Annotated in this window: 21 protein-coding genes; 17 read left to right on the top strand and 4 right to left on the bottom strand. The window is 73.5% G+C overall.

The features are described from left to right. The first annotated feature begins 40 nt into the window (after positions 1-40). Positions 41-967, top strand: a complete 927-nt coding sequence (locus tag BMZ30_RS04670) for a PAC2 family protein (RefSeq protein ID WP_093375797.1) — start codon at positions 41-43, stop codon at positions 965-967. Between the two features lie 46 nt (positions 968-1,013). Here the strand turns inward: BMZ30_RS04670 and BMZ30_RS04675 are convergent, their stop codons facing one another. Then, positions 1,014-1,892 (bottom strand): spermidine synthase, encoded by an 879-nt coding sequence (locus BMZ30_RS04675; RefSeq protein ID WP_093375458.1) that lies wholly within the window; start codon positions 1,890-1,892, stop codon positions 1,014-1,016. Positions 1,893-1,976: 84 nt separating this feature from the next. Between BMZ30_RS04675 and BMZ30_RS04680 the strand changes: the two genes are divergently transcribed. The 3 genes from BMZ30_RS04680 to BMZ30_RS04690 are packed head-to-tail and all read left to right on the top strand — an operon-like array spanning position 1,977 to position 4,184. Further along, positions 1,977-2,468, top strand: coding sequence for an SAV_6107 family HEPN domain-containing protein (locus tag BMZ30_RS04680; protein ID WP_143073126.1), 492 nt, complete (start codon positions 1,977-1,979; stop codon positions 2,466-2,468). Further along, the gene (dinB, locus tag BMZ30_RS04685; RefSeq protein ID WP_093375799.1) at positions 2,465-3,739 is read left to right on the top strand and encodes a DNA polymerase IV; all 1,275 of its coding nucleotides are present in this window, start codon (positions 2,465-2,467) and stop codon (positions 3,737-3,739) included. The genes BMZ30_RS04680 and dinB overlap by 4 nt, the downstream gene beginning before the upstream one ends. A gap of 40 nt (positions 3,740-3,779) precedes the next feature. Further along, on the top strand, positions 3,780-4,184 hold the full coding sequence (locus BMZ30_RS04690; RefSeq protein ID WP_093375462.1) for a DUF3040 domain-containing protein: 405 nt from the start codon (positions 3,780-3,782) through the stop codon (positions 4,182-4,184). Positions 4,185-4,279: 95 nt separating this feature from the next. On the opposite strand, the gene BMZ30_RS04695 is transcribed toward BMZ30_RS04690, so the two are convergent. Genes BMZ30_RS04695 through BMZ30_RS04705 form a run of 3 tightly spaced genes read right to left on the bottom strand, consistent with a single transcriptional unit; the run spans position 4,280 to position 8,684 of the window. Then, positions 4,280-6,454: a transglutaminase TgpA family protein gene (locus BMZ30_RS04695; protein WP_093375464.1), complete on the bottom strand. Its 2,175-nt coding sequence runs from the start codon at positions 6,452-6,454 to the stop codon at positions 4,280-4,282. Further along, positions 6,451-7,707, bottom strand: a complete 1,257-nt coding sequence (locus BMZ30_RS04700) for a DUF58 domain-containing protein (protein ID WP_093375466.1) — start codon at positions 7,705-7,707, stop codon at positions 6,451-6,453. The genes BMZ30_RS04695 and BMZ30_RS04700 overlap by 4 nt, the downstream gene beginning before the upstream one ends. After that, positions 7,704-8,684, bottom strand: coding sequence for an AAA family ATPase (locus BMZ30_RS04705; protein WP_229828240.1), 981 nt, complete (start codon positions 8,682-8,684; stop codon positions 7,704-7,706). Before BMZ30_RS04705 ends, BMZ30_RS04700 begins: the two co-directional genes overlap by 4 nt. Before the next feature lie 429 nt (positions 8,685-9,113). Between BMZ30_RS04705 and mraZ the strand changes: the two genes are divergently transcribed. The 13 genes from mraZ (at position 9,114) to ftsZ (ending at position 25,078) form a co-directional block, all read left to right on the top strand. Next, positions 9,114-9,548 (top strand): division/cell wall cluster transcriptional repressor MraZ, encoded by a 435-nt coding sequence (mraZ, locus tag BMZ30_RS04710; RefSeq protein WP_093375801.1) that lies wholly within the window; start codon positions 9,114-9,116, stop codon positions 9,546-9,548. A 180-nt stretch (positions 9,549-9,728) separates the two neighbouring features. After that, a complete protein-coding gene (gene rsmH, locus BMZ30_RS04715; RefSeq protein WP_093375470.1) occupies positions 9,729-10,727 on the top strand; it encodes a 16S rRNA (cytosine(1402)-N(4))-methyltransferase RsmH in 999 nt (332 codons plus the stop codon). Beyond that, positions 10,724-11,134, top strand: coding sequence for a cell division protein FtsL (gene ftsL / locus BMZ30_RS04720; RefSeq protein WP_177191273.1), 411 nt, complete (start codon positions 10,724-10,726; stop codon positions 11,132-11,134). Before rsmH ends, ftsL begins: the two co-directional genes overlap by 4 nt. Then, on the top strand, positions 11,134-13,323 hold the full coding sequence (locus BMZ30_RS04725; RefSeq protein ID WP_093375474.1) for a peptidoglycan D,D-transpeptidase FtsI family protein: 2,190 nt from the start codon (positions 11,134-11,136) through the stop codon (positions 13,321-13,323). Before ftsL ends, BMZ30_RS04725 begins: the two co-directional genes overlap by 1 nt. Positions 13,324-13,381: 58 nt before the next feature. After that, entirely contained in the window at positions 13,382-14,932 is a 1,551-nt protein-coding gene (locus BMZ30_RS04730) for a UDP-N-acetylmuramoyl-L-alanyl-D-glutamate--2,6-diaminopimelate ligase (RefSeq protein WP_093375476.1), read from the top strand. A gap of 5 nt (positions 14,933-14,937) precedes the next feature. Then, a complete protein-coding gene (locus tag BMZ30_RS04735) occupies positions 14,938-16,335 on the top strand; it encodes a UDP-N-acetylmuramoyl-tripeptide--D-alanyl-D-alanine ligase (RefSeq protein WP_093375478.1) in 1,398 nt (465 codons plus the stop codon). After that, on the top strand, positions 16,332-17,414 hold the full coding sequence (gene mraY, locus BMZ30_RS04740; protein WP_093375480.1) for a phospho-N-acetylmuramoyl-pentapeptide-transferase: 1,083 nt from the start codon (positions 16,332-16,334) through the stop codon (positions 17,412-17,414). The genes BMZ30_RS04735 and mraY overlap by 4 nt, the downstream gene beginning before the upstream one ends. Beyond that, positions 17,414-18,829: a UDP-N-acetylmuramoyl-L-alanine--D-glutamate ligase gene (gene murD, locus BMZ30_RS04745; protein ID WP_093375482.1), complete on the top strand. Its 1,416-nt coding sequence runs from the start codon at positions 17,414-17,416 to the stop codon at positions 18,827-18,829. Before mraY ends, murD begins: the two co-directional genes overlap by 1 nt. Then, a complete protein-coding gene (locus BMZ30_RS04750) occupies positions 18,826-20,109 on the top strand; it encodes a peptidoglycan glycosyltransferase FtsW (RefSeq protein WP_093375484.1) in 1,284 nt (427 codons plus the stop codon). The genes murD and BMZ30_RS04750 overlap by 4 nt, the downstream gene beginning before the upstream one ends. Beyond that, positions 20,102-21,220: a UDP-N-acetylglucosamine--N-acetylmuramyl-(pentapeptide) pyrophosphoryl-undecaprenol N-acetylglucosamine transferase gene (locus tag BMZ30_RS04755; protein ID WP_229828238.1), complete on the top strand. Its 1,119-nt coding sequence runs from the start codon at positions 20,102-20,104 to the stop codon at positions 21,218-21,220. Before BMZ30_RS04750 ends, BMZ30_RS04755 begins: the two co-directional genes overlap by 8 nt. Beyond that, positions 21,210-22,619, top strand: a complete 1,410-nt coding sequence (murC, locus tag BMZ30_RS04760) for a UDP-N-acetylmuramate--L-alanine ligase (RefSeq protein WP_308430754.1) — start codon at positions 21,210-21,212, stop codon at positions 22,617-22,619. The genes BMZ30_RS04755 and murC overlap by 11 nt, the downstream gene beginning before the upstream one ends. A gap of 170 nt (positions 22,620-22,789) precedes the next feature. After that, positions 22,790-23,641, top strand: coding sequence for a cell division protein FtsQ/DivIB (locus BMZ30_RS04765; RefSeq protein WP_093375488.1), 852 nt, complete (start codon positions 22,790-22,792; stop codon positions 23,639-23,641). A gap of 147 nt (positions 23,642-23,788) precedes the next feature. Beyond that, on the top strand, positions 23,789-25,078 hold the full coding sequence (ftsZ, locus tag BMZ30_RS04770) for a cell division protein FtsZ (protein WP_093375490.1): 1,290 nt from the start codon (positions 23,789-23,791) through the stop codon (positions 25,076-25,078). Positions 25,079-25,102 lie beyond the last annotated feature (24 nt).

Genomic DNA, 25,102 nt, shown 5'->3' on the forward strand with positions numbered 1-25,102 from the left:
GGTGACCGACGCGCCGCGTGTCGAGACGGAGGAGGACATCGTGCTGGACCCCCAGGGCATCTACGAGTTGGACGAGACCGTCGCCGCACGGCTGGGCGCGACCGCGCAGGGCGGGACGGGCCCCGTGCTGGTGCACGTGCTGGACGGGTTCGTGGACGCGGGGAGCACGGGCGAGATCGTCGCCGAGCACCTGCGTGACCAGCTGACGAGCACGAGGCTCGCGACCTTCGACGTCGACCAGCTGCTCGCCTACCGCTCGCGACGCCCTGTCATGACCTTTGACGACGACCGCTGGGTCTCGTACGACGAGCCTCTCCTGGTCATCGACGTCGTGCACGACGCCGAGGGCACACCCTTCCTCCTCCTGCACGGCATGGAGCCCGACCTCCAGTGGGAGCGGTTCTCGCGCGCCGTCCGGGACGTCGTGGAACGGTTCGGTGTGTCGCTGACGGTCGGTGTGCACGGCATCCCCATGGGCGTGCCCCACACGAGGCCGATCTCGGCGACCGCGCACGGTACGCGGAACGAGCTGCTGGACATCCAGCCCCACGTGTTCGGCCGGGTGCAGGTCCCGTCGAGCGCGTCGTCGCTGCTCGAGCTCCGGCTCGGGGAGGCCGGGCACGACGCCATGGGCTTCGCCGTGCACGTCCCGCACTACCTGGCCCAGGCCCGGTTCGCGCCCGCGGCGCGCGCGGGCCTGGAGCACCTGCAGCGCGTCACCGGTCTGGCGCTCGACGTCGCGGCGATCGACGCCGCGGCCGAGGAGACGATGGCGAGCGTCGCCGAGCAGGTCGAGGGGTCCGAGGAGGTCGCCAACGTCGTGCGGCTGCTCGAGAACCAGTACGACTCGTTCGCGCGCTCCGTGGGGCGCACGAACCTCCTCGCGGACTCCGCGCCGATCCCGTCGGGCGACGAGATCGCCGCACACTTCGAGGAGTTCCTCGCCCAGCAGGACGAGACCGACTGACGCCCCTCGGGCCGAGGCGCGACCAGGCGGGCGTCGGTGCGCGTGCTCAGCTCGCGGGTGGGTCGTGGCGCGTGGGTGCCTGGCCGACGAACGTCGCCAGCTCGCCGCCGGTGAGGATGGTCGAGGGCGCAGCCAGCGACCGGACCGCGCGAGCGAGCGCGGCTCCGCCCAGGTCCGGCAGGCGCGTGCTGTCCTCCTCGGTCGTCGGCGCCAGGGCGGCGACGACGAGGTTGCCGTAGCGGCGCCCTTTGAGCACGCCGGGCTCCGCGACGAGCGCGACCTGGCAGCCGTCGAAGGCCGCGCCGACGCTGGCGAGCTCCTCGCGGACGCCGCGCAGGGGTGCCCGGTCGGCGACGTTCAGGAGGTAGAGGCCTCCGGGGCGCAGCGTGCGGCGGGCGAGCGCGTGGAACTCGGTCGTCGCCAGATGTCCGGGCGTGACGTCCGGGGCGAAGGCGTCCCGGACGACGACGTCGGCCGAGGCGGGCCGCAGCTGCTCCAGGACGGCGCGTCCGTCCCCGGCGCGCAGGCGCAGCGCGGGGGAGCGCGGGAGGTCGAACCACTCGCGCACACGCTCGAGCAGCTCTGCCACCGGGTCGATGCCGATCTGGCGGCTGCCGGGACGCGCGGCCTCGACGTGTCGCGCCAGTGCGCAGCCGGCCGCGCCGACGTGGACGACGTCGAGCGGGCCGCCCGGCAGCAGCGCGAGGACGGCCGCCATCTGCTGCATGTACTCGAACCCGAGAAAGCCAGGGTCGCCGAGGCGCAGGTAGGAGCTGGGGACGCCGTCGACCAGGAGCGTGAAGCCTTCGGGATCGTCCCGGTCCGGCACGGCCTCGACGGTCGCACCGCCCAGGACGACGGGGCCGGAGGGGATCCGTGTCAGTGGCGCGGAGGAGGATCGTGATCGAGCAGGACGACGGGCCATGGGAACAACCTAGGCCGCCGGAGGGCTTGACGTTCTCGAACATGTGTTCGAGTATGTGTCGTACAGCGAGACGAGGGGATGGCCATGGTCACCATGACGAAGAGCCAGCACGGCGAGCAGGACACGGAGCTGCGCGGCACGAGCGCCCCGCTCCCGGCCGCCGCGAGCCGCCTCGTCGCGCGTGCTGATGCAGAGATCCTCGCCGCCCAGCTCTCGACGAGCCCGGCCGACACCTTCCTGCACGCCCACTTCGCTGCGCTGCGCGCCGCTGGGGCCGTCCTCGAGGCGAGCGGCCGGGCGCGTCCCCGCGGGCGCGCTCGCAACGCCTGGGACCTCCTGAGCCAGTTCGTCCCGGAGTTCGCGTCGTGGGCTGGCTACTTCGCGGACGGGGCCCGCCTGCGGTCCGCCGTCGAGGCAGGCAGGGGAGACGACGTGAGCGCGGAGCGAGCCGAGGCCGCCCTTGCCGCTGCCGAGGACTTCCGGGACGTCGTCGCCGCCCACCTCGGGCTGGTCGACGGTGCTGGTGCTGGTTCCCCGTGGCGCCCGACCGCATGGCACGCCGGTCGTGCGTCATGACACGCGCACCGTCTGCCTGGGGCAGCGACGACGCCGCGGCGAACATCCTGCACGTGGACATGGATGCGTTCTATGCGTCGGTGGAGCTCGCGCGGCGCCCGCACCTGCGCGGGCGCCCGGTGATCGTCGGTGGGGACGGCAGGTCGGTGGTCCTCGCGGCCACCTACGAGGCTCGGGCGTTCGGCGTGCACTCCGCGCTCCCGATGGCGCACGCCCTCCGGATGTGCCCGCAGGCCATCGTCCTGCCGCCGGACCTGGCCGAGTACCGGCGCGTCTCGGGAGAGGTCATGGAGACCCTGCGGGCGGTCACGAGCCTCGTGGAGCAGCTGAGTGTCGACGAGGCGTTCCTGGATGTGCGCGGGGCCCGGCGCCGGTTGGGTCCGCCGTCCTCGATCGGCGCGGCGATCCGCGAGCGGGTCAGCGCGGAGCACGGGATCACGTGTTCCGTGGGGATCGCCAGCACCAAGTTCGTCGCCAAGCTCGCGTCGGTTCACGCCAAGCCTGACGGCATGCTGCTGATCCCCGCGGACGCGACCGTCCCGTTCCTGCGCACCTTGCCCGTCGGTGCCCTGTGGGGCGTCGGCGAGAAGACAGCGCAGGCGCTCGCGCGCTACGGCATCACTCAGGTGGCCGAGCTCGCCGACTCCGACGTCCGGCTGGTGCAGACCGCCGTGGGGAAGGTCGCCGGCGCTCGCCTGCACGACCTCGCCTGGGGCAGGGACCCTCGCGCCGTCGAACCCACACGTGCCGAGAAGAGCATCGGGACCGAGACCACCTTCGAGCACGACCAGACGGATCCGCGGGTCGTGCAGGACACCCTGCTCCGGCTCGCGGACAAGTGTGCGACGCGACTGCGCGCGCAGGGGCTGCTGGCGCGCACCGTGAGCCTCAAGGTGCGGACCGCCGACTTCGCGACCCTCACGCGTTCCCACACCCTGGTCGCGCCGACCGACGCGGCGCGCGAGCTCTTCCTCGTCGCCCGCGAGATGCTCGGACGCGCCCCGCTCGGCGGCCGAGCCGTTCGGCTCGTGGGCATCCGCGCGGAAGGCCTCACCCTACGGGCCGAGACGCCGGTCCAGCTCACCCTCGAGGACGCGGTTGCCGAGCACGGGGACCATCGGGAGGCGGAGGTCACGATCGACCTGGTGCGCGAGCGCTTCGGACGATCCGCGATCCAGCTCGGCGCCGGGCCTTCGACGGCCTCGCGCGCCGCGTCGCGACCTGGGGTGGACGCCTCAACTACCGCCAGCGCGCTTGTCGAACTATCCTGAGCGTGAGTATCGGCGAACCTAGGGCTACGAGGAGGTGTCCATGCCTCTGTCCGAGTACGAGCAGCGGGTGCTGGACCAGATGGAGCGACAGCTCACGTCGGACGACCCGGAGCTCGTGACATCACTGTCATCGACCCGGCGCGGCTCCGGCGTGAGGTACCTGCTGGCCGCGGTCGGGATTATCGTCGGGATCGGTCTGCTGATCCTCGGCGTGGCGCAGTCCCAGCCCGTCATCGGCGTCGTCGGCTTCGCGATCATGTTCGTCGCCGTCGTCTACGCCTTCACCAAGCCGGCGGCGGTCAAGGCGGCCCCCGGGCCCATCGGGTCCATCGGTCCCGACGGACGCCTCAAGCCGTCAACGCGCAAGAAGAGGAGCGCCGGCTCCAAGCCGTTCATGGCCAAGCTCGAAGAGCGGTGGGACCGCCGGCGCGACCAAGGCCTGTAGCCCCGGCCGTCCCGCGAGCCCTGAGGTCTTGCTACGAGGAGAGCCACCCGCGCCACCGCGCGGGTGGCTCTCCTCGTAGGGGCGTCGGCGCCGTCTCAGGTTCGCCGCGCCGCCGCCGCTCGAGACCGGATGCCCGTCAACGCCTCGTCCACGAGCGCGGCCAGCTGCGGTGCCTGCCGCTCGCCGGAACGTGGTGCGTACCGCTCGTCCTCGATCAGACGCGCCAGCCGGTGCACCGCCCCGTCGGCCTGATCGGGTTCGATCAGGTCCGCTGCGGTCCGCGACGTCGCTCCGTCGGGGATCGACGTGCCTGTCCGTACGGCTTCCGCGCACACTGCGCGCCACGCGGCCTCGACGTCGTGTGTGGCCCGGGCGCGGACCACCCGCCGCGCGACGACGCCTCCGGCGATCAGCAGCAGGGCCGCGAGCACAGCACCGCCGAGGAGCGCGGGCGACGGGCCGTCGTCCTCGGCCACGACCGTCGCCGTCCCCGTCGTCGTCGGGCGGGCGGTCGTCGGGCGCGGATCGGTCCGCTCCGCCGTCGGGTCGGGTGCGGTGGTCTCGGCCGGGGCCGAGGCCGTCGGGGTTGGTGCGTACGACGGCGCGGGCCCGGTCTGGACCGACGGCGTGGGCTCGAACCGCACCCATCCGACGTCGCCGAGGTACACCTCGGGCCACGCGTGCGCGTCCTTGCCGCGGACGACCCCCTCGCCGTCCCGCGACACGTCGCCCTCGAGGAAGCCGACGCTCATGCGCGTCGGCAGGCCCACCGACCGCGCCATGATCGTCATGGCGGTCGCGTACTGCACGCAGTACCCGGAGCGGTCGTTGAGGAAGTCCCACACGGCGTCGTCGGTCACCGGCTCGGGGACGTCGAGCGAGTAGGCGAAGCGCGACGTGTCGCGCAGGTAGTTCTGCAGGGCCAGCGCGATCTCGTACGGCGACCCGGCGTCGGCGGCCACCTCGCTGGCGACCCGCTGGACGTCGCTCATGTGCGAGGTCACCGGAAGGTCGAGGGCTCCGCCCCACGCCGCGTCTGGCCACATCTCGGTCCAGCCGGCCGCGATCGTCTCGGGCGCCAGGTCACGCTGGCGCACCGTCAGCGTGTACTCGTCGCCACGGGCGAGGGCGCGATCGCCGTAGATGGCGTCCGCGGCGTCGTCGTACAGGAGCGAGGCCGACGCGGTCCGGGGATCCACGGGTGCCGGAAGGAGCTGGTCCCGCAGGCCCTCGGCCTGGACGCGCACGTCGTACTGCCCGGTGGTCGCGGGCGCGAGCTGCGGCCAGAAGTCGGTGGTGCGCGAGCTCTGCGAGTCGTCGGGCGACCACGTCTGACCGTCGAAGGTGTAGAGCGATCGCGTCTTGAACGGTCCCGTCCGCACCCTCTCGCCCTCGGTCACCGAGAGCGGCGTCACCCAGTAGCGGAACACGACGTTGTTCGCGCGGGCACCGAGGCTCTCGCGTACGTCGAGCACGTCGGAGACCCGGACCGCCGCACCGCCGCGACGGATGTCGGGAGCGCCGGTCGTCGCCCAGAGGGCCGTGCTCGGTGCGACCAACGCGACCAGGGACGCCCCGACGACGAGCGCCGCCACGGCGCCCAGCGTGGCGGCGCTCTCGAGGCCGACCGCGCGACGGCCCAGGGGTGATGTCGGCCCCGAGCCGCGGGACGGGGAGTGCGGGTTGTCGACGGTGGCGAGCAGGAGCACGGCGAGGCAGGACCCGATCAGCGGACCTGTGGGCACGTCCGCCGTGATTAGCAGCGACGGCAGCCACAGCAGGACGAGCGGAACCCCGGCGAGCAACGGCGTACGCAGTGCGGCGAGGGTGTCGGACAGCACCAGGACCGCGAGGGCGCCCCCGATCGCCAGCAGGGCCAGCGGGGCGGTCGGGTCCGCGGGCGCGACCGACGTTGCTGCCGCGGCCGGCGCGGACCTGGCTAGCTCGACTGTGAGCCAGATCTCGTCGACGCCGGGAACCAGGTGGAACTCGCCGTCGGCTCCGAACCGTGCCGCGAGGAACCAAGCGGACGTGAGGAGCCCGGACGCCGAGGGGGCGAGGGTCGCAACCAGGCCGTCGACCCTGAGCCGGGTCAGCACGATGCGCGTCGTCGTCATGACGATCGAGGTGAGGGCGAGCGCGACCAGCCCGGTCGTGCGCCAGGAGCCCGGCGTCACGAGCCCCGAGAGCGACCACAGCGCGCAGCTCGCCGCCACCCAGAGCAGGAGCGAGGTGAGGGCCGCGCGAGCGGTCGGCGACGCCGGGCTCACGCGACCAGCCCCCGGAGCCACAGGAGCGAAGGATCAGCCCCGACCGGCGCCGAGACCACGTGCCAACCCGCCGCGGTGAGACGGTCGGCGGCGGCCGCGGTCGGGTGCCCCGGGGTCTCGACGAGCAAAGCGCGACGCGTCCCCACGCCGGTCGGGAGCGCAAGGAAGTCCTCGACGTCCGGCGCGCCGAGGACCGCGAGGACATGCTCGCCGTGCACGGGCGCGAGGTGATCAAGCACCGCTGCGCGCTCGGCGGCGCCCGGGACGCGCGCGCGGACGTCCGGTGTGAGGTCGAGGAGCGCAGCGAGCTCGTCCGCACCGCGGTGCCAGACCGGTGTGCCGTGCTCGCCGACGACGCCGGACTGGCTCGCAGGTGCTTCCGTCGAGACGAGGCGGGTCGGGTGGCCGCGCTCCAGCAGGTGCGCGGCGAACGACGCCGCGACGCTGACGGTCCAGTCCGTGATCCGCTCGGCCGGGCCGGTGTGGTCGGGATCGCGGGCCGGCGGATCGATGATCACGCACGCTCGGGGGCGCCCTGCGCCCTCGTCCGTGCGGACCATGAGCGTCTCGTGCCGTGCTGCGCTCAGCCAGTGCACGCGGCGGAGGTCGTCGCCCGGCTGGTACTCGCGCAGCGAGGAGTCCTCGTCGCTCGGGTCGCGCGCGCCGCTGCGGGTGACGGCGAGCGCGGCCGCGGCGCGTGCATGGCCGACGTCGACGGGCAGCAGGGGCGGCCACACCGGGACGGAGAGCGGCTCGCCCAGCGGCTCGACGACCGTGGCGAGCCCGAACGCGCCCGAGCGCGTCACGACCGCGGGGCCGACGCTCCACCGGCCGCGCCGTGCCGCGACGAGCTCGTAGTCGATCGTGATGGTGTCCGCCGCGTTCCGGACACGCGCGCGCACGGGGCGGCGGCCGTGCAGCTCGGGGGCGATGTTCTCGCTCGGCGTCGACCGTCGCAGCCGCACGAGGGCCGCGGCCGTGGCGCGCAGGGGAGTGAGCATGAGCGAGACCTGGACGGTGGTGCCCACCTGCGCCGGCAGCGGCCGGATCGTGCGGCGCACCCGGAGTGCGGACCGGCCTGACTGAGGCCGGACCAGGAGCAGGACGAGCCACGACGTCGCGGGTGGCAGCGCGCACAGCGCGCCGACCAGCACCACGTCCTCGAACCCGACGGAGGTCCCCGCCAGCACCAGCAGGACCCCGAGCGTCAGGAGGCCGACGCCGCGCTGGGTGAGGCGGACCTTGCGCTTCATCGCACCGCAGCAGGTTCCGGCGCCGGGACGCGGGTGCGCTGGACGAGCGCGGTGATCACGCCGGCCGCGCTGTGCCCGCCGGCCCGCGCCTGGGGCGCGAGGAGGACGCGGTGGGCGAGCACCGGGACCGCGAGCGCCTGCACGTCGTCGGGGATCACGTACGCGCGGCCGTTCGTCGCGGCGAGGGCCTTGGCAGCCCGCAAGAGCTGGACCGACGCTCGCGGTGACGCGCCCAGCCGCAGTGCCGGGTCGCTGCGCGTGCTGGAGACGAGCGAGAGGAGGTACTGCTTGAGCGCCGGGCTCGCGTAGACGGTGCGGACCGTCGCGATGAAGCGCTCGATGGTCGCGGCGCTGGTGATGGGTCGGAGCGCGTCGATCGGGTCCGCCGTCTCCCGTCGTTCGAGCATCTCGAGCTCGGCGCCGGCGTCCGGGTACCCGACGCTGACGCACGCCATGAAGCGGTCGCGCTGCGCCTCGGGGAGCGGGTAGGTGCCCTCCATCTCGACCGGGTTCTGGGTGGCCACGACGAGGAACGGGCGGGGGAGCGTGTACGTGGTGCCGTCCACGGTGACCTGCCCCTCCTCCATCGACTGGAGCAGCGCCGACTGCGTCTTGGGAGACGCGCGGTTGATCTCGTCGCCGATGACGATGTTCGCGAAGACGGGGCCGGGCCGGAACTCGAACTCGTGCTGCTGGGCACGGTAGATGTTCACGCCCGTGAGGTCGCCCGGGAGCAGGTCCGGAGTGAACTGGATGCGCCCCACGCTGCCGTCGATCGTCCGGGCCAGCGCCTTCGCGAGGGTCGTCTTCCCGACGCCGGGCACGTCCTCGAGCAGCAGGTGGCCCTCGGCGAGGAGAACCGCGATGGTCGTCTGCACGACCTCCGGCTTCCCCGAGAGGACCGAGGACAGCTGGGCCTGGATGTCGGACGCCGCGCTGGTGATCTCGCGCAGGGCGTCGTCGGAGACAGTGGGCACATTTCCTCCAGATCGGTTAGGGGCGAGCCTAGAGGATGGCGGCCGCCCTCGGGGGCGGCGTCCTCCACACCGCTCCCCGCCGCGCCCCCGGGCTCCTCCACTTCGTTCCACAGCCGAGCCGCCACGAGCAGACCGGCTCACCTCGTCGCTCACGACGGGGCACGGCTGCCGCGGAGTTCTGCTGTTCCCGGGGTGATCGCCTGTCGCACAGCGGCTCGGGGGCGTCGCGGGCGGCGACGCACGCTGGCGTTGCGCCGCGCAGATCCCTCCACCGTCCTCCACGGCTCTCACCTGCGAAGTCGCCTCATGCTGGCGGTCCGTGCGCCGATGCATCCGTTGACGGTGGTGGAAAGTGGAGTAATGTGGAGCCACTTGGTGCAGGAGGGGAGGTGTGGCGTGGTGGCAGAGCTCTTCGGCGGCGCGCCCAGCCTGCTGCTCGGTACCTACACGCCGCGTCTCGACGAGAAGGGCCGCCTGATCCTTCCCGCCAAGTTCCGCGCCCAGCTGGCCCAGGGCCTCGTCATGACCCGCGGTCAGGAGCACTGCCTGTACCTGCTGCCGATGGACGAGTTCCGGCGCATGTACGAGCAGATCCGCGTGGCCCCGATCACCAGCAAGCAGTCCCGCGACTACCTGCGCGTGTTCCTGTCCGGGGCGAGCGACGAGGTCCCGGACAAGCAGGGGCGCATCTCCATCCCGGCACCCCTGCGCGAGTATGCGCGGCTCGACCGCGACGTCGCGGTGATCGGCATGGGCACCCGCGTCGAGATCTGGGACGCGCCCACCTGGGGCGACTACCTCGCCCAGCAGGAGTCGGGATACGCCGACACCGCGGAGGAGGTGCTGCCGCCCTTCCCGATCTGACCCTCCCCGTACGACGAGGCCTCCTCCCGCCCCCGCTGACGCACTTCCCCGGCGCCAGCGTCGGTCGCGGAGGGAGACCTGGCCGGACGGCGAGACGAACCGCAGCACCGCACCCCGCCCGATCCGCCCCCGCCCGATCCGCACCCGATCCCGCACCGCCGACGCCAGGAAGGAGCCACCGTGACCGAACCTCGCGAGACGTCCGACCGTCACGACCCCGTGCTCCTGCAGCGCTGCGTCGACCTGCTCGCCCCCGCGCTGGCTGTCGACGGCTCCGTGCTGGTCGACTGCACGCTGGGCATGGGCGGGCACACGGAGGCGATCCTCGAGCAGGTGCCCACCAGCCGCGTGATCGGCATCGACCGCGACCCGGAGGCGCTCACGCTCGCGTCGCAGCGGCTCGAACGGTTCGGCGACAGGTTCGTCGCGGTGCACGCCACCTACGACGAGATCGGCGACGTCGTGCGCGAGCAGGGGCTGCCGGCAGTCCAGGGTGTCCTGATGGACCTCGGGGTCTCGTCGCTCCAGCTCGACGAGGTCGACCGAGGGTTCTCCTACGCCCGGGACGCGGCGCTCGACATGCGGATGGACACGACCACGACCCTGACCGCGGCGGACGTGCTCAACACCTACTCCGAGGACGACCTCACCCGGATCCTGCGCGACTTCGGCGAGGAGCGGTTCGCACGCAAGATCGCGCGGTCGGTCGTCTCGCGGCGCGCGACCGAGCCGTGGCGCACGTCCGCACCGCTCGTCGACCTCGTGCGCGCCTGCATCCCCGCAGCGACCCGCAAGACCGGCGGGAACCCCGCCAAGCGCACCTTCCAGGCGCTGCGCATCGAGGTCAACCAGGAGCTCGAGGTCCTCGAGCGCGCGGTGCCGGCAGCGATCGAGGCCCTCGCCGTCGACGGTCGCATCGTCGTCGAGTCCTACCACTCGCTCGAGGACCGCCTGGTCAAACGGGCCTTCGCCCACGGTGCGACGTCGAGCGCGCCCGCGGGGCTCCCGGTGGAGCCCGAGACCCACAAGCCCTACCTCGAGCTGCTCACCCGCGGCGCCGAGGAGGCGCACGGCGAGGAGCTGGAGCGCAACCCGCGCGCAGCGTCCGTCCGTCTCCGAGCCGCACGCCGGCGACGTCCGACCCCCACCCACATGCTCCGAACGGCGGTGACACGATGAGCGCTCAGGCAGCAGCCCCCCTCGCGCGGCCCACGGCGCCGCTCCGCGCGCCAGCACCTGCGTCCGCCGAGCCCAGGATTCACCTCGTCAGCGCGCCTCTCGCGTCGCGGAGCCGGGTGCCGTTCATCGGGGTCTGCATGCTCATCCTCGTGGGGGCGCTCGTGAGTGTCCTGGTCCTCAACACGACGATGGCAGGCGGGTCCTACGAGCAGCGCGAGCTCCAGTCGCAGCTGTCCGAGCTCGCGCAGCGCGAGCAGGCGCTGCTGGCCCAGCTCGACCAGGAGGCGTCCCCTGAGACGCTCGCCGCGCGCGCCGAGGCCCTCGGGATGGTCCAGGACTCGACGCCGGCGTTCATCCGCCTCGCGGACTCCAAGGTCATCGGCGATCCCAGCCCGGCGAAGAAGTGATGACGGGCCCCGACGGCGGCGAGCAGCCGCGCAGCATCGCTCCGGGTGCGCGGCGGCGCCCGCAGCCGGCTCCCGGCACAGGCCGCAACGGATCGCCGCGTCCGGCCTCCGGACCCTCGGTCGCGGCCCGGACGGCCGTGCGCTCCGGGCGAGCCACCCCGGCGCCCCGGACGCAGGCGGCGCGGTCGTCCGCCGGGCGCACCGCCGCGCCCCGGTCCAGCGCTTCCCGTACGTCCGCACCGCGGACGAGCGCGCCCCGTGCGGGTGCCCCGCGGACGAGCGCCCCGGGCGCGACCTCCCGGTCAGGAGCGCCCCGAGCGTCGGCCCGCGCCAGCGTCCGGACCGGTGTCTCCGGCGCCGCGCGGACCGCCACGGCGCCCCGCGCGCCGCGCGCCCTGCGCGAGCCGACGACCCCGGCGTGGCGCGAGCGCCTGCGGATGCGCCCCGGGACGCCCGAGCGCCGCCAGCGGATCCTCATGGGGATCGTCCTCGCGGTGCTGTGCGTCTTCGCCGCACGCCTCGTCCACATCCAGCTCGTGCAGGGCCCGTCGCTGGCCCAAGCCGCGCTGCAGGGCCGGGTGCTGACCGGAGAGATCCCGGCGGTGCGCGGCGACATCGTCGACGCCGAGGGCGAGGTGCTGGCGACGTCGGTCGAGCGGTACGACATCATCGTCGACCTCACCCTGGTCGCCACGTGGAAGCGGATCGAGAACGGCGAGATCGTCGGCACCGGACCGACCGCTGCGGCAGAGGTGCTCGCACCGGTGCTCGGTCTCGACGCGCCCGAGCTCGCCGCTGACCTCGTGGGCACGAGCCGCGGCAAGTACATCGCCAAGGAGGTCCTCCCAGACACCTGGCGCGCGATCAAGGCGCTCAACGTCACGGGTGTCGCGGCCGAGCGAACGACCGTGCGGGAGTACCCGAACGGGTCGACGGCGGGCAACATCATCGGCTTCGTGAACTCCGAGGGCATCGGATCGGCGGGCCTCGAGCAGACCTTCGACTCGGTCCTGACCGGCACCCCCGGCTCGTACCTCATGGAGCGGAGCCTGCGCGGGCACCAGATCCCGACCGGCGTCCAGGAGGAGACGGCGGCGCAGGCCGGGCTGTCCACGCAGCTGACGACGATCAACGACCTGCAGTGGAAGGCGCAGGACGCGATCGACGAGGCGAAGCGCAAGACCGGCGCCACGTACGGGTCGATCGTGATCGAGGACGTCCGGACGGGCGACATCCTTGCGCTCGCCGAGACCGACACCGTCGACCCGAACGACCTGGGCGCGAGCGACCCGGCGACCTGGGGGTCGCGTGCCGTGTCCAACGTGTTCGAGCCCGGGTCGACCGCCAAGGTCATCACCATGGCCGCCGCGCTCGAGACCGGCGTCGCCGAGCCGCTGAGCGAGTTCGAGGTGCCCGACAGGTACACGACCAGCAACGGTGAGACGTTCAAGGACTCGCACGACCACGAGAAGCTCAAGCTGACCTTGGCGGGGATCTTCGCCGAGTCCTCGAACACCGGCACGGTCCAGGTGGCCGAGCTGCTGACCCCGCAGGTCCGCTACGACTACCTGCGCAAGTTCGGCTTCGGCGAGCGCACCGGCATCGGCCTGCCCGGGGAGTCCGCGGGGATCCTGCACCCCGTCGAGCGCTGGGACGGGCGCACGCAGTACACCGTGAGCTTCGGGCAGGGGCTCGCGGTCAACGCGATCCAGGCCAACGAGGTGTTCGCGATCATCGGTAACGGCGGCGTGCGCGCGCACCCCCGCCTCGTCAAGGGCTACACGGACGAGTCCGGCACCTTCACGCCGCACGACGCCGGGGCGCAGACCCGGGTGGTCTCGGAGGAGACCGCGGACGCCGTGCTGTCCATGATGGAGACGGCCGTGTCGGACGGGACCGGCGTGCTCGCCCAGATCCCCGGCTACCGGGTTGCCGGCAAGACGGGGACCGCGCAGGCCGCCAACCCGGCGACCGGCACCTACGACCACTTCGTCGCGTCCTTCAACGGCGTGGTGCCCGCCGACGAGCCGCGCCTCGCGGTGTCCGTCGCGCTGAACTACCCGTCGCTCGAGTACGGCGGCGTGGTGGCCGCGCCCGTGTTCGCCGACGTGTCGGCCTTCGCGCTGCAGTACCTGGGTATCGAGCCGAGCCAGCGGGCGGCCGAGCCCTACGCCACGACGTGGGAGTGACGGTTCCCACGCCGGGGCGCGCAGGCTCCGGCGGGGGCCTGCGAGGTAGGTTCTCCTTGTGACAGGACAACCGCTCCCGACGACGCTCGGACAGCTCCTGGCCGAGCTGACGTTCGCCCCGGAGCTCCGTGACGTCGATCCCGCCACCCCTGTCCGGGCGGTGACGCTCGACTCGCGCCGGGCGACGGCCGGGACCCTCTTCGCCGCGCTCCCGGGCGCGCGTGCCCACGGTGCGACCTTCGCCGGCCAGGCCATCGCCGCCGGGGCGTGCGCGGTGCTGACCGACCCGGCCGGCCTGGAGCACCTGCCGGCGCAGGCTCCGGCGCTCGTGGTGCCGGACGTGCGCGCCGCGCTCGGCGAGGTCAGCGCGTGCCTCCTCGGCCAGCCCGCGCAGGCACTCACGACGTTCGGCGTGACCGGGACCAACGGCAAGACGACGACGACGTTCCTGCTGGACCACGTCCTGCGGTCCATGGGCTGGCGGACCGGGCTGATCGGGACGGTCGAGAACCGCGTCGGCGACGTCGCTCTCGCGAGCACCCTCACGACGCCGGAGTCCCCGGACCTGCAGGGGTGGCTCGCCCAGATGCGCGACGCCGGTGTCGACATGCTCTCGATGGAGGTGTCCTCGCACGCGCTGGCCCTGCACCGGGTCGACGGAGTGACGTTCGACGTCGTCGGGTTCACGAACCTCAGCCAGGACCACCTGGACTTCCACGGCGACCTCGAGGGCTACTTCGCTACCAAGGCCGACCTCTTCACGCCCGAGCGCGCCCGGCGCGGTGTCGTGGTCGTCGACGACGCCTGGGGACGCAGGCTCGCCACCGAGGCGGACATCCCGGTCGCGACGCTCAGCACCGTGGGCGAGGACGCGGACTGGGTCGTGAGCGAGGTCGCGCCGAGCGCCGTCGGCTCGACCTTCCTCCTCCGTCACCACGACGGCCGCGCGGTCCGCACGTCGGTCTCGTTGCCGGGTCCGTTCAACGTCGCCAACGCCGCTCTCGCCCTGGCGATGGTGCTCGAGGGCGGCGCTGACGTGCGCGATCTCGTGGCGGCGCTCGGTGACGGCATCGACGCCCGGGTGCCCGGTCGCATGGAGGTCGTCGCGACCGCACCTCGCGTGGTCGTCGACTTCGCGCACAACGCCGAGGCGCTCGAGCTCGCGCTGACGGCGCTGCGCGCGACCACCCCCGGTCGCCTGATCGTCGTGTTCGGAGCCACCGGGGACCGCGATGCCGGCAAGCGCCCCGTCATGGGACGGGTCGCCGCGACGCACGCCGACGTCGCCGTGGTCACCGACGACGATCCGCACGGCGAGGACCCTGCGGCCGTGCGCCGCGAGGTCCTCGCAGGCACCACGGGCATCGACGACGCCCGTGCCACTGTGCACGAGGTCGCGCCCCGCCAGGACGCGATCGCGCGCGCCGTGGCGATGGCGGGGCCCGAGGACACGGTGCTCGTCGCGGGTCGCGGGCACGAGACGATCCAGGAGGTCGCGGGCGTCGACCTGCCGCTCGACGACCGCGTCGTGGCGCGGTCGGCCGCAGCGAGATGGCACGATGACCACGCCGCCGCGGTGGCAACCAGCCCCGAGCACGAGGAGCCCTGACGCACATGATCGAGATGACGGCCGCGCAGATCGCCGCCGCCACGGGCGGACGCGTCGTCGGCGACCCGGACGCCCGGGTGCTCGCCCCCGCCGTCGTGGACTCCCGGCTCGTGGCGCCCGGGGCGCTCTTCGTCGCCCTCGCCGGCGAACGGACCGACGGGCACGACCACGCGCCGGGCGCCGTCGCCGCGGGAGCGACCGTCGTGCTCGCGGCACGCGAGGTCGACGTGCCCAGCCTCGTCGTCGTCGACGACGTCCAGGAGGCCCTGGGCGCGCTCGCCCGGACCGTCCTGGCCCGCCTGCGCGCGGCCGGCGACCTGCGGGTCGTGGGCATCACCGGATCGGTCGGCAAGACGACCACGAAGGACCTCGTCGGGCAGCTCCTGCGGGCGCACGGCCCCACGGTGGTGCCGGTGGGCTCGTTCAACAACGAGATCGGCCTGCCCCTGACGGTGCTCGAGGCGACAACGGACACGCGCTTCCTGGTGCTCGAGATGGGCGCCTCCGGCGTCGGGCACCTGACCTACCTCACGTCGATCGCGCCGCCCGACGTCTCGGTGGTGCTGGCCGTCGGCTCGGCCCACCTGGGCGAGTTCGGGGGCATCGAGGCGGTCGCCCGGGCGAAGGCCGAGATCGTCACAGGACTCGCGCCGGGCGGCGTCGCCGTGCTCAACGCCGACGACCTGCGCGTCGCAGCGATGGCTGAGCGCGCCCCGGGCGAGGTCGTGACCTTCGGTACGGTCACCTCGGCGGTCGTGCGCGCCGACGACGTCACGGTCGACGAGGCCGGCCGGACCACCTTCCGCGTCAGCCACGCGGGGGAGCAGGCCCAGGTCCGTCTGCGCCTCGTGGGCGAGCACCACGTCGGCAACGCCCTCGCGGCGCTGACGGTCGGTCGCACGCTCGGGCTGCCGCTCGACCGGCTCGCCGCCGACCTCGCCGACGCGGTGCCGCTCAGCCCGCACCGCATGCAGGTGACGGAGCGAGCCGATGGCGTGACGGTCATCGACGACTCCTACAACGCGAACCCGGAGTCGATGCGCGCGGCGTTGCGTGCGCTCGCCGTCGTGGCTGGCCGGCGCCGCCGCTCGGTCGCCGTCCTGGGCGAGATGCTCGAGCTCGGTGACGACAGCCGCGAGCGGCACGACGAGGTCGGCCGGCTCGCGGTCCGGCTCAACGTCAAGCTGCTCGTCGTCGTCGGCGGCGCGGCGTGGCCCATCTTCGACGGTGCCCAGATGGAGGGCTCCTGGGGCGAGGAGGTCGTGCAGGTGGCTGACGTCGCCGAGGCCAAGGCGCTGCTGGACAGCACCCTCACGGCTGGCGACGTCGTGCTCGTGAAGGCGTCCCACGGCTCCGGCCTGTGGCGCCTCGCCGACGAGCTCGTGGCGGGTGAGCGCGGATGATCGCGATCCTCGTCGCGGCGGGTGTGTCGCTCCTGCTCTCGCTGCTGTGCACGCCGCTGTTCATCCGGTACCTCGTGCGCAAGCAGTACGGCCAGTTCATCCGCCAGGACGGACCGACGGCGCACTTCACCAAGCGCGGCACCCCCACCATGGGCGGCGTCGTGATCATCGGGTCGACGCTCGTGGCGGTCGCGGTGTCCGCGCTCGTCGCCGGGCGGGTGCCCAGCGTCTCGACGTGGCTGGTGCTGTTCCTCATGACCGGCCTCGGCGTCGTGGGCTTCCTCGACGACTTCATCAAGATCTCCCGCCAGCGCAGCCTGGGCCTGTCCGCGCGCGCCAAGATCGTCGGCCAGGGGCTCATCGGCATCACGTTCGCGGTGCTGGCCCTGCAGTTCCCGAACGCGAACTTCCGCACGCCGGCGTCGACCGCCGTGTCGTTCGTGCGGGACACCGGCATCGACCTCGCCTTCACGGGCGCCACGGTGGGCCTGGTTCTGTTCGTGCTGTGGGCCAACTTCCTCATCACGGCCTGGTCGAACGCGGTCAACCTGACCGACGGCCTCGACGGCCTCGCGACCGGCGTCTCGCTCATCGTCTTCGGCGCCTACACGTTCGTCGGGATCTGGCAGTGGAACCAGCGCTGCCAGTCGATCGCCTCGGCCGGACCGCGCTGCTACGAGGTCCGCGACGCGTGGGACCTCGCCGTCGTCGCCGCCGCGATCACGGGCGCCCTGTTCGGCTTCCTGTGGTGGAACGCCTCGCCGGCGAAGATCTTCATGGGGGACACCGGGTCTCTCGCCCTCGGCGGCGCGCTCGCCGGCATCTCCATCCTGTCGCGCACGGAGGTGCTGGCCGCCATCATCGGTGGTCTCTTCGTCCTCATCGTGCTGTCCGACGTCATCCAGATCGGGGTCTTCAAGCTCACCCGCAAGCGCGTGTTCAAGATGGCCCCGCTGCACCACCACTTCGAGCTGTCCGGGTGGGGTGAGGTGACGATCGTCATCAGGTTCTGGATCATCGCCGGGCTGTTCGCTGCCCTCGGCCTCGGCATCTTCTACGCCGAGTGGGTGGTCGGGTAGTGCCCGCTGCGCTCGACCGCCCGGACCTGGGCGACGCCCGGGTCGTCGTCGCCGGGCTCGGCGTGACCGGGCGAGCCGTCGTCACCGCGCTGACCCCCCGCGCACGCAGCATCGTGACGGTCGACGCGCAGGCCGACGCCGACGTCGCGGACGCGAGCACGCTCGACCTGACCGACGTCGATCTCGTCGTCGCCTCGCCGGGGTGGGCGCCGTCGTCGGACCTGCTCGTGCGGGCCGGCGCCGCCGGCGTGCCCGTGTGGAGCGAGATCGAGCTCGCGTGGCGGCTGCGCGCCTCTGACGCGCCCTGGCTCGCCGTCACCGGCACCAACGGCAAGACGACGACGGTCGGGATGCTGACGTCGATCCTCCGCGCGAGCGGCGCGCACGTGGCGGAGGTCGGCAACGTGGGCACGCCCGTGATCGAGGCCGCTCTCGACCCGTCCGTCGAGGTGCTGGCCGTCGAGCTGTCGAGCTTCCAGCTCCGGTTCACGCACTCGATGTCGGCGACGGCGGCGGCGGTGCTCAACCTCGCGCCGGACCACTTGGACTGGCACGGCTCGTTCGAGCAGTACGCACGGGACAAGGGGCGCATCTTCGACCGGGCGCGGCGCGCGTGCCTGTACAACGTGGCGGACGCCGCCACCCGTCGCATGGTCGAGGACGCCGACGTCACCGAAGGTGCCCGCGCCGTGGGCTTCACGCTCACCGCGCCGGCGCGGGGCGACGTCGGCGTCGTCGAGGACGTCCTCGTCGACCGTGCGTTCCACGCCGCTCCGGGCACGCCGGCCTGGCGCGACACGGCCGCGGAGCTCGGCACGCTCGCTGACCTCGCCCGCCTGGGGGGTACGGACGGCACACCGCCGGCGCACGTGGTGGCCAACGCCCTGGCTGCCGCCGGTCTCGCTCGCGCTTCGGGCGTGAGCCCGAAGGCCGTGCGCGACGGGCTGCGCGCCTACGCGCCCGGCGCCCACCGCATCGCGACCGTCGCCACGGTCGCAGGCGTGACCTACGTCGACGACTCGAAGGCGACCAACGCCCACGCGGCATCCGCTGCCCTCGGCGGGATGGCGGCGGGCACCGTCGTGTGGATCGCCGGTGGCCTCGCCAAGGGCGCGCAGTTCGACGACCTCGTCGCCGCCCGCGCCGACCGGCTGCGTGCCGTCGTGCTGATCGGCGTCGACCAGGCACCGCTGCGGCAGGCCCTCGAGCGACACGCGCCCCACGTCCGCGTCGAGAGCGTGGATCCTGGTGACACTGGGACGGTGATGCGTCGCGCCGTCGTCCGAGCAGCAGGACTCGCCCACCCGGGCGACACCGTCCTGCTCGCACCCGCGTGCGCATCGATGGACCAGTTCCGCTCGTACGCCGAGCGCGGGGACCGGTTCGCCGACGCCGTGCGCGGGGTGGGGGCGTGAGCCGCAAGAGCTGGCTCGGGCAGTGGAACAGTCCCGTCGCGAGCTACTACCTGATCCTTAGCGTGACTGCGCTGCTGACCGCGATCGGTCTGGCCATGGTGCTGTCCGCCTCGTCGGTGCGAGCCCTCAACATGGGCGACTCGCCGTACTCGATCTTCCTGGGACAGGCGCGCTTCGCGCTGCTCGGCGCCGTGGCGCTCTGCGTGACGGCGCTCGTCCCCGTCCGCTTCTACCGCAAGGGCGCCTGGTTCATCCTCGCCGGCGCCATGGGGCTGCAGCTGCTGATCTTCTCGCCGCTCGCGCTCTCGGCCGGTGGCAACACCAACTGGGTGAACCTGGGGTTCACGGCCGCCCAGCCCTCCGAGGTCGTCAAGCTCGGTCTCGCGATCTGGCTCGGCGCCGTCCTGGCCCGCAAGCAGGCGCTCATCGGGCAGTGGACCCACGCCCTGATCCCCGCGGTGCCCGTCGCCGCCGTCGCCGTCGGGCTCGTCCTCGGCGGCCACGACCTCGGGACCGCGATCATCCTCATGATGATCGTCGCGGGCGCGCTGTGGGTCGCCGGCGTGCCCGGCCGGCTGTTCGCGATCGGAGGCTCCGTCGCGGCGATCGGCATGGTCGCGCTCGCGCAGACGGACAACCGTGCCAAGCGCATCGCGGCCTGGCTCGGTGAGAACTGCGACGAGCAGGCGGCCTGCTACCAGACGAAGCACGGCCTCTGGGCGCTCGGCACCGGCGGATGGGGCGGCGTCGGCCTCGGGGCGGGCCGCGAGAAGTGGCTCTACCTGCCCGAGGCGCACAATGACTTCATCTTCGCGGTCGTGGGCGAGGAGCTGGGCCTGCAGGGCACGCTCCTGATGCTCGTGCTGTTCGGGGTGCTCGGCGCGGCCATGACGCGCGTGGTGCTGCGCCACCCCGATCCCTTCGTGAAGATCACCACCGCGGCCATCGCGGCGTGGATCATCGGCCAGGCTCTGGTCAACGTCGCCGTGGTGATCGGCCTGCTCCCGGTGATCGGCGTGCCGCTGCCGCTCGTGTCCGCGGGAGGCTCGGCCCTGATCATGACGATGGCGGCCATCGGGGTCGTGGTCGCCTTCGCGCGCGACGAGCCCGAGGCGCGCGCCGCGCTCGCCGCACGGCCCCGCACGGTGCGTCGGTCGATCGCCGTCGTCGCGCGCGGCGGCGCGCGACGGCTCGGGCGCCGCGGTCGTGCGCGCCCGAGCGAGCGCACCTCCTCGGGCTCCGTGCCCTCCGTCCGTTCTGAAAGGGTCAGCCGTGGTTGAGTCCGTCCTCCTGGCCGGTGGGGGTTCCGCCGGTCACGTCAACCCGCTCCTGGCCGTGGCCGACGAGCTGCGCCGCCGGTACCCGGACGCGACGCTCACGGTCCTCGGCACCCGGGAGGGGCTCGAGGCCGAGCTCGTGCCCCAGCGCGGCTACCCGCTCGCGGTGGTGCCGCGCGTCCCGCTGCCTCGTCGGCCGGGACGCGCCATGCTCGGCGTCGGTGGTCGGCTGCGCTCCGCGATCAAGGCGGCCGACGACGCGCTGACGAGCTCGGGCGCCCAGGTCGTCGTGGGCTTCGGCGGCTACGTCTCGGCGCCCGCCTACCTCGCCGCCCGCCGGCGCGGGATCCCCGTGGTCGTGCACGAGCAGAACGCACGGCCAGGGCTCGCGAACCGCCTCGGGGCGCGGTGGGCCAGCGCGGTCGCCGTCACGTTCCCGGGCACGCCCCTGCGCGGCGGGCGGCTGACCGGCCTGCCGCTGCGGTCCGAGGTCGTCGCGCTCGTCGAGGCGCGCCGCGCCGACCTCGGTGCGTCGCGGGCGGACAGCCGGCGCGCCCTCGGCCTCGACCCGGCGCGCCGCACCCTGCTCGTCACGGGAGGATCGCTCGGCGCCCAGACCCTCAACCGGGCGATGGCGGACGCCCTCGACGCGTTCGGCGAGGCCGACGCCCAGGTGCTTCACCTCACCGGGCACGGCAAGGCCGACGAGGTCCGCGCGGCCGTCGCTGCCGCCGGCCTGGCGGAGCGCTACCAGGTGCGGGAGTACCTGGACGAGATGCACCTCGGGCTGGGTGCCGCGGATCTCGTGCTGTGCCGCGCCGGTGCCGGCACGGTCGCCGAGCTCACCGCCCTGGGCATCGCCGCTGCCTACGTGCCGCTCGCGATCGGCAACGGGGAGCAGGCGCTGAACGCGGAGCCGGCCGTGCACGCCGGCGGTGGCGTCGTCGTCGAGGACCACCTGCTCACCGGCGCCTGGGTCCGCGGCACGCTCCTCCCGCTGCTCGCGGACGACGACCGGCGCAATGCCATGGGCGTGGCTGCCGCACGGGTCGGCCGGACCGACGCGGCCGAGTCCGTGGCGGACCTCGTCGAGGAGGCAGCCCGTGGGCGCTGACGCGCACGACCTCGCGGCCCGCTGGGGCACCGTGCACCTCGTGGGCGTCGGTGGCGCGGGCATGTCCGTGGTCGCCCGGCTCCTGCAGGCCCGCGGCGTGCGCGTGCAGGGCTCGGATGCGACGGCGTCGGCGACGCTCGCGGCCCTGACGGCCACGGGCATCACGACCTGGGTCGGGCACGACGCCGAGCACGTGGCCGGTGCGGACACGGTCGTCGTGTCGACGGCGGTCCGGGAGACCAACCCGGAGCTGCGCGCGGCCCGGGCAGCGGGTCTGCGCGTGCTGCACCGCTCCGAGGCGCTCGCCGGCCTGATGGACGGCGCGCGCGCGGTCGCGGTCGCCGGCGCCCACGGCAAGACGACGACGTCGGGCATGATCGCGCTCGCCCTGGCGGGGGCGGGGCTCGACCCCTCGTTCGCCATCGGGGGCAGCGTGCGGCACGTCGACGGCACCCTGCCCGGCGGCCACCACGGCGCGTCCGACATCCTGGTCGCGGAGGCGGACGAGTCGGACGGCTCGTTCCTCAACTACGCCCCCCAGGTCGCCGTCGTGACGAACGTCGAGCCCGATCACCTCGACCACTACGGCTCGCGCGAGGCCTTCATGCAGGCGTTCGTCGACTTCGCCGCCCGCGTGCGGCCCGGAGGCGTCCTCGTGGCGTGCGCGGACGACGCGGGCGCGGCCGACCTGGCCCGCGCGCACCGGGGAGACGTCGTCACCTACGGCTTCGACGCCGGCGCCGACGTCCGGATCGTCGACTATCTCCCTGAAGGCTCGGGCGTGTGCGCCCGGGTGGCCCTGCCCGAGCGGTTCGGCGGCCAGGTGCACACCCTCGACCTGCGGGTGCCGGGCCGCCACAACGCCGCGAACGCGACCGCCGCTCTCGCGTGTGCCGCCGCGCTGGGCGCGGACCCGGCCGCAGCCGCCGCCGCGCTGGGCGGGTTCCTCGGCGCGGGCCGGCGGTTCGAGCTGCGCGGCGAGGTCGGGGGAGTGCGCGTCGTCGACGACTACGCCCACCACCCGACCGAGGTGAGAGCGCTCCTCGAGGCGGCCCGGGTCGTGGCTGGGCCAGGGCGGGTCGGCGTGCTCTTCCAGCCGCACCTGTTCTCGCGCACCGCCACGTTCGCGGCCGAGTTCGCGACCGCGCTCGGTCTCGCCGACCACGCGGTGGTCACCGACGTCTACGCCGCGCGCGAGGACCCGGCGCCCGGCGTGACGAGCGCCCTCATCGTCGACCGGATGAGCGCCGCCCAGGCGGCGTTCGTCCCCGACCGCGTCGACGCCGCGCGCGCCCTCGCGAGGTGGGCTGTGCCCGGCGACCTGCTGCTCACGGTGGGCGCCGGGGACGTGACGGAGCTCGGCGAGGTGATCCTGGCCGAGCTGCGGGGAGCGCCGTGAAGCCCCCCGCGCGGCCTCGTCCAGCGGCGCCGCCGCCCGGCGACCGGCAGCCGCCGTCGCGCCGGCCGGTGCCCAAACCGCAGCAGCCGCCAGCGACATCGGCCTCGCCCTCGCCCTCGCCCGCACGCCGGACCCCCGGGCGAGCGGCGTCGACGCCTGCCCGGACACCTGTGCCCGCACCACCCGCACCGCCGGCTCCGCAGGTCGAGCCCGACGGCACCCCGCAGCCGGGCGCGCGGGAGCGGCTGCGCGCCTGGATGCCCGGACCACGGCCGGACCGCACGGTCTCCACGGGTCTCGCTGAGCGGCTGGCCGAGCGCGAGGCGGCGCTGCGGCGACGGCGCCTGGTGCGCGGCGCCATCGCCGCGGGTGCCCTCGCCGTCGTCGCGCTCCTGCTGTGGGCGGTGTTCTTCTCGCCGCTGTTCCGTCTCGACCTGGACCAGGTCGAGATCACGGGGGAGGGGACGGTCATCGAACCCGCTGACGTCATGGCCGTCGTCCGCTCCGTCGACGAGACGCCCCTGACGCGGCTGGACACGGTCGGGTTGCGTCTGGAGATCCTCGACGTCCCGGGCGTGCGGGACGTCCGGGTCGCGCGTGCGTGGCCTCGTGGCCTGACCGTCCGGCTCGAGTCGCGCGAGCCCGTGGCCGCCGCGCCGGTGCCCGGGGGTGTCGTGCTCCTGGACGACGAGGGCGTGCAGGTCGGCCGCGCGGACGCTGCCCCGGACGGGCTGCCGGAGATCGACATCGACCTCGCGGGGGAGAGCCGGCGGAGCCTCGAGGCGGCGCTCATCCTTCTCAACGCACTGCCGCCCGAGCTCTCTGAGCAGGTCAGGAAGATCTCTGCGGAGACGCCCGACGCCGTGACCATGCGGCTCGCAGACGGCTCGCGGGTCCTGTGGGGCAGCGCCGCGGACGCCGCGCTCAAGGTGCAGGTGCTCCAGGTGCTGCGTAGCGACGAGGCGTCGCGCAAGGCCGTTGTGTTCGACGTCTCGGCGCCCACCGCACCCATCACGCGCTGATCCGTGGGCCGACACGCGCGCGTGGTCGTTGCTCCGCGGGCGTCGGCAACCTAGCGTCATCCTCAGCATGAGTTGACATAACTATAACCCTCTACTAGAGGGTGAAGGTTATACGCGCACCGTCCGTCTGACTGAGAGGCACTCCCCGTGGCAACACCACAGAACTACTTGGCCGTCATCAAGGTGGTGGGCATCGGCGGCGGTGGCGTGAACGCCGTCAACCGCATGATCGAGGTGGGCCTCAAGGGCGTCGAGTTCATCGCCATCAACACGGATGCCCAGGCGCTGCTGATGTCGGACGCCGACGTCAAGCTCGACGTCGGCCGCGAGCTCACGCGCGGGCTCGGCGCCGGTGCCGACCCCGAGGTCGGCAAGAAGGCCGCCGAGGACCACACCGAGGAGATCGAGGACGTCCTGCGGGGCGCTGACATGGTCTTCGTCACTGCGGGCGAGGGCGGCGGCACGGGAACCGGCGGAGCCCCCGTGGTCGCCCGGATCGCGCGCTCGCTCGGCGCGCTGACGGTCGGCGTCGTCACCCGGCCGTTCACCTTCGAGGGTCGCCGCCGCGCCAACCAGGCGGAGTCCGGCATCGAGGCGCTGCGCAGCGAGGTCGACACGCTGATCGTCATCCCCAACGACCGTCTGCTGTCGATGTCGGACCGCAACGTCTCGGCCCTCGACGCCTTCCACTCCGCGGACCAGGTGCTGCTCTCCGGCGTGCAGGGCATCACCGACCTCATCACCACCCCGGGCCTGATCAACCTGGACTTCGCCGACGTGAAGTCCGTGATGCAGGGTGCCGGGTCCGCGCTCATGGGCATCGGCTCTGCGCGGGGCGACGACCGCGCCGTCCAGGCCGCCGAGCTCGCGATCTCCTCGCCGCTGCTCGAGGCCAGCATCGACGGTGCCCACGGTGTGCTGCTGTCGATCCAGGGCGGATCCGACCTCGGTCTGTTCGAGATCAACGAGGCCGCGCGTCTGGTGCACGAGGCAGCCCACCCCGAGGCCAACATCATCTTCGGTGCGGTCATCGACGACGCTCTCGGCGACGAGGTCCGCGTCACGGTGATCGCTGCCGGGTTCGACGGCGGTGCACCGCAGGTCCGCAAGGACAGCCGGGGTCTGGGGCAGGTCGAGAGCGCTGCTCCCGCGCCGGCGATCCAGCCGCCGGCCGCGCGCCGTGCGGAGCCGCCGACGACGACGGGCATGCACGCGCAGGCCCGCCCGGTCCTGCCCGTCGAGGGCGAGCGCGCGCAGCGTGCCGAGGCTCCGGCCCGCCGGCCCGCCGAGCCCACCACGGAGCAGGTTCCGGCGTTCCTGTCGACGGACCCCGACGCCAACCCGGCCACGGGCGCGCTCGAGGTCCCGCGGATCTTCGACGAGGAGCCCCCACGCCGGCGCAACGACGACCTCGACATCCCCGACTTCCTCAAGTAGTCCGGGTCCCGGCTCCACCATGCA

Source organism: Flavimobilis marinus (genome assembly GCF_900113055.1).
GTDB classification, from domain to species: Bacteria; Actinomycetota; Actinomycetes; order Actinomycetales; family Cellulomonadaceae; genus Flavimobilis; species Flavimobilis marinus.

What these genes read in the sequence shown, in the direction of transcription:
- BMZ30_RS04675 (WP_093375458.1), bottom strand. Translation starts at nt 1,892, where the DNA reads ATGGCCCGTCGTCCTGCTCGATCACGATCCTCCTCCGCGCCACTGACA.
- BMZ30_RS04735 (WP_093375478.1), top strand. Translation starts at nt 14,938, where the DNA reads ATGATCGAGATGACGGCCGCGCAGATCGCCGCCGCCACGGGCGGACGC.
- dinB (WP_093375799.1), top strand. Translation starts at nt 2,465, where the DNA reads ATGACACGCGCACCGTCTGCCTGGGGCAGCGACGACGCCGCGGCGAAC.
- BMZ30_RS04690 (WP_093375462.1), top strand. Translation starts at nt 3,780, where the DNA reads ATGCCTCTGTCCGAGTACGAGCAGCGGGTGCTGGACCAGATGGAGCGA.
- BMZ30_RS04700 (WP_093375466.1), bottom strand. Translation starts at nt 7,707, where the DNA reads ATGAAGCGCAAGGTCCGCCTCACCCAGCGCGGCGTCGGCCTCCTGACG.
- ftsL (WP_177191273.1), top strand. Translation starts at nt 10,724, where the DNA reads ATGAGCGCTCAGGCAGCAGCCCCCCTCGCGCGGCCCACGGCGCCGCTC.
- mraY (WP_093375480.1), top strand. Translation starts at nt 16,332, where the DNA reads ATGATCGCGATCCTCGTCGCGGCGGGTGTGTCGCTCCTGCTCTCGCTG.
- BMZ30_RS04725 (WP_093375474.1), top strand. Translation starts at nt 11,134, where the DNA reads ATGACGGGCCCCGACGGCGGCGAGCAGCCGCGCAGCATCGCTCCGGGT.
- BMZ30_RS04680 (WP_143073126.1), top strand. Translation starts at nt 1,977, where the DNA reads ATGGTCACCATGACGAAGAGCCAGCACGGCGAGCAGGACACGGAGCTG.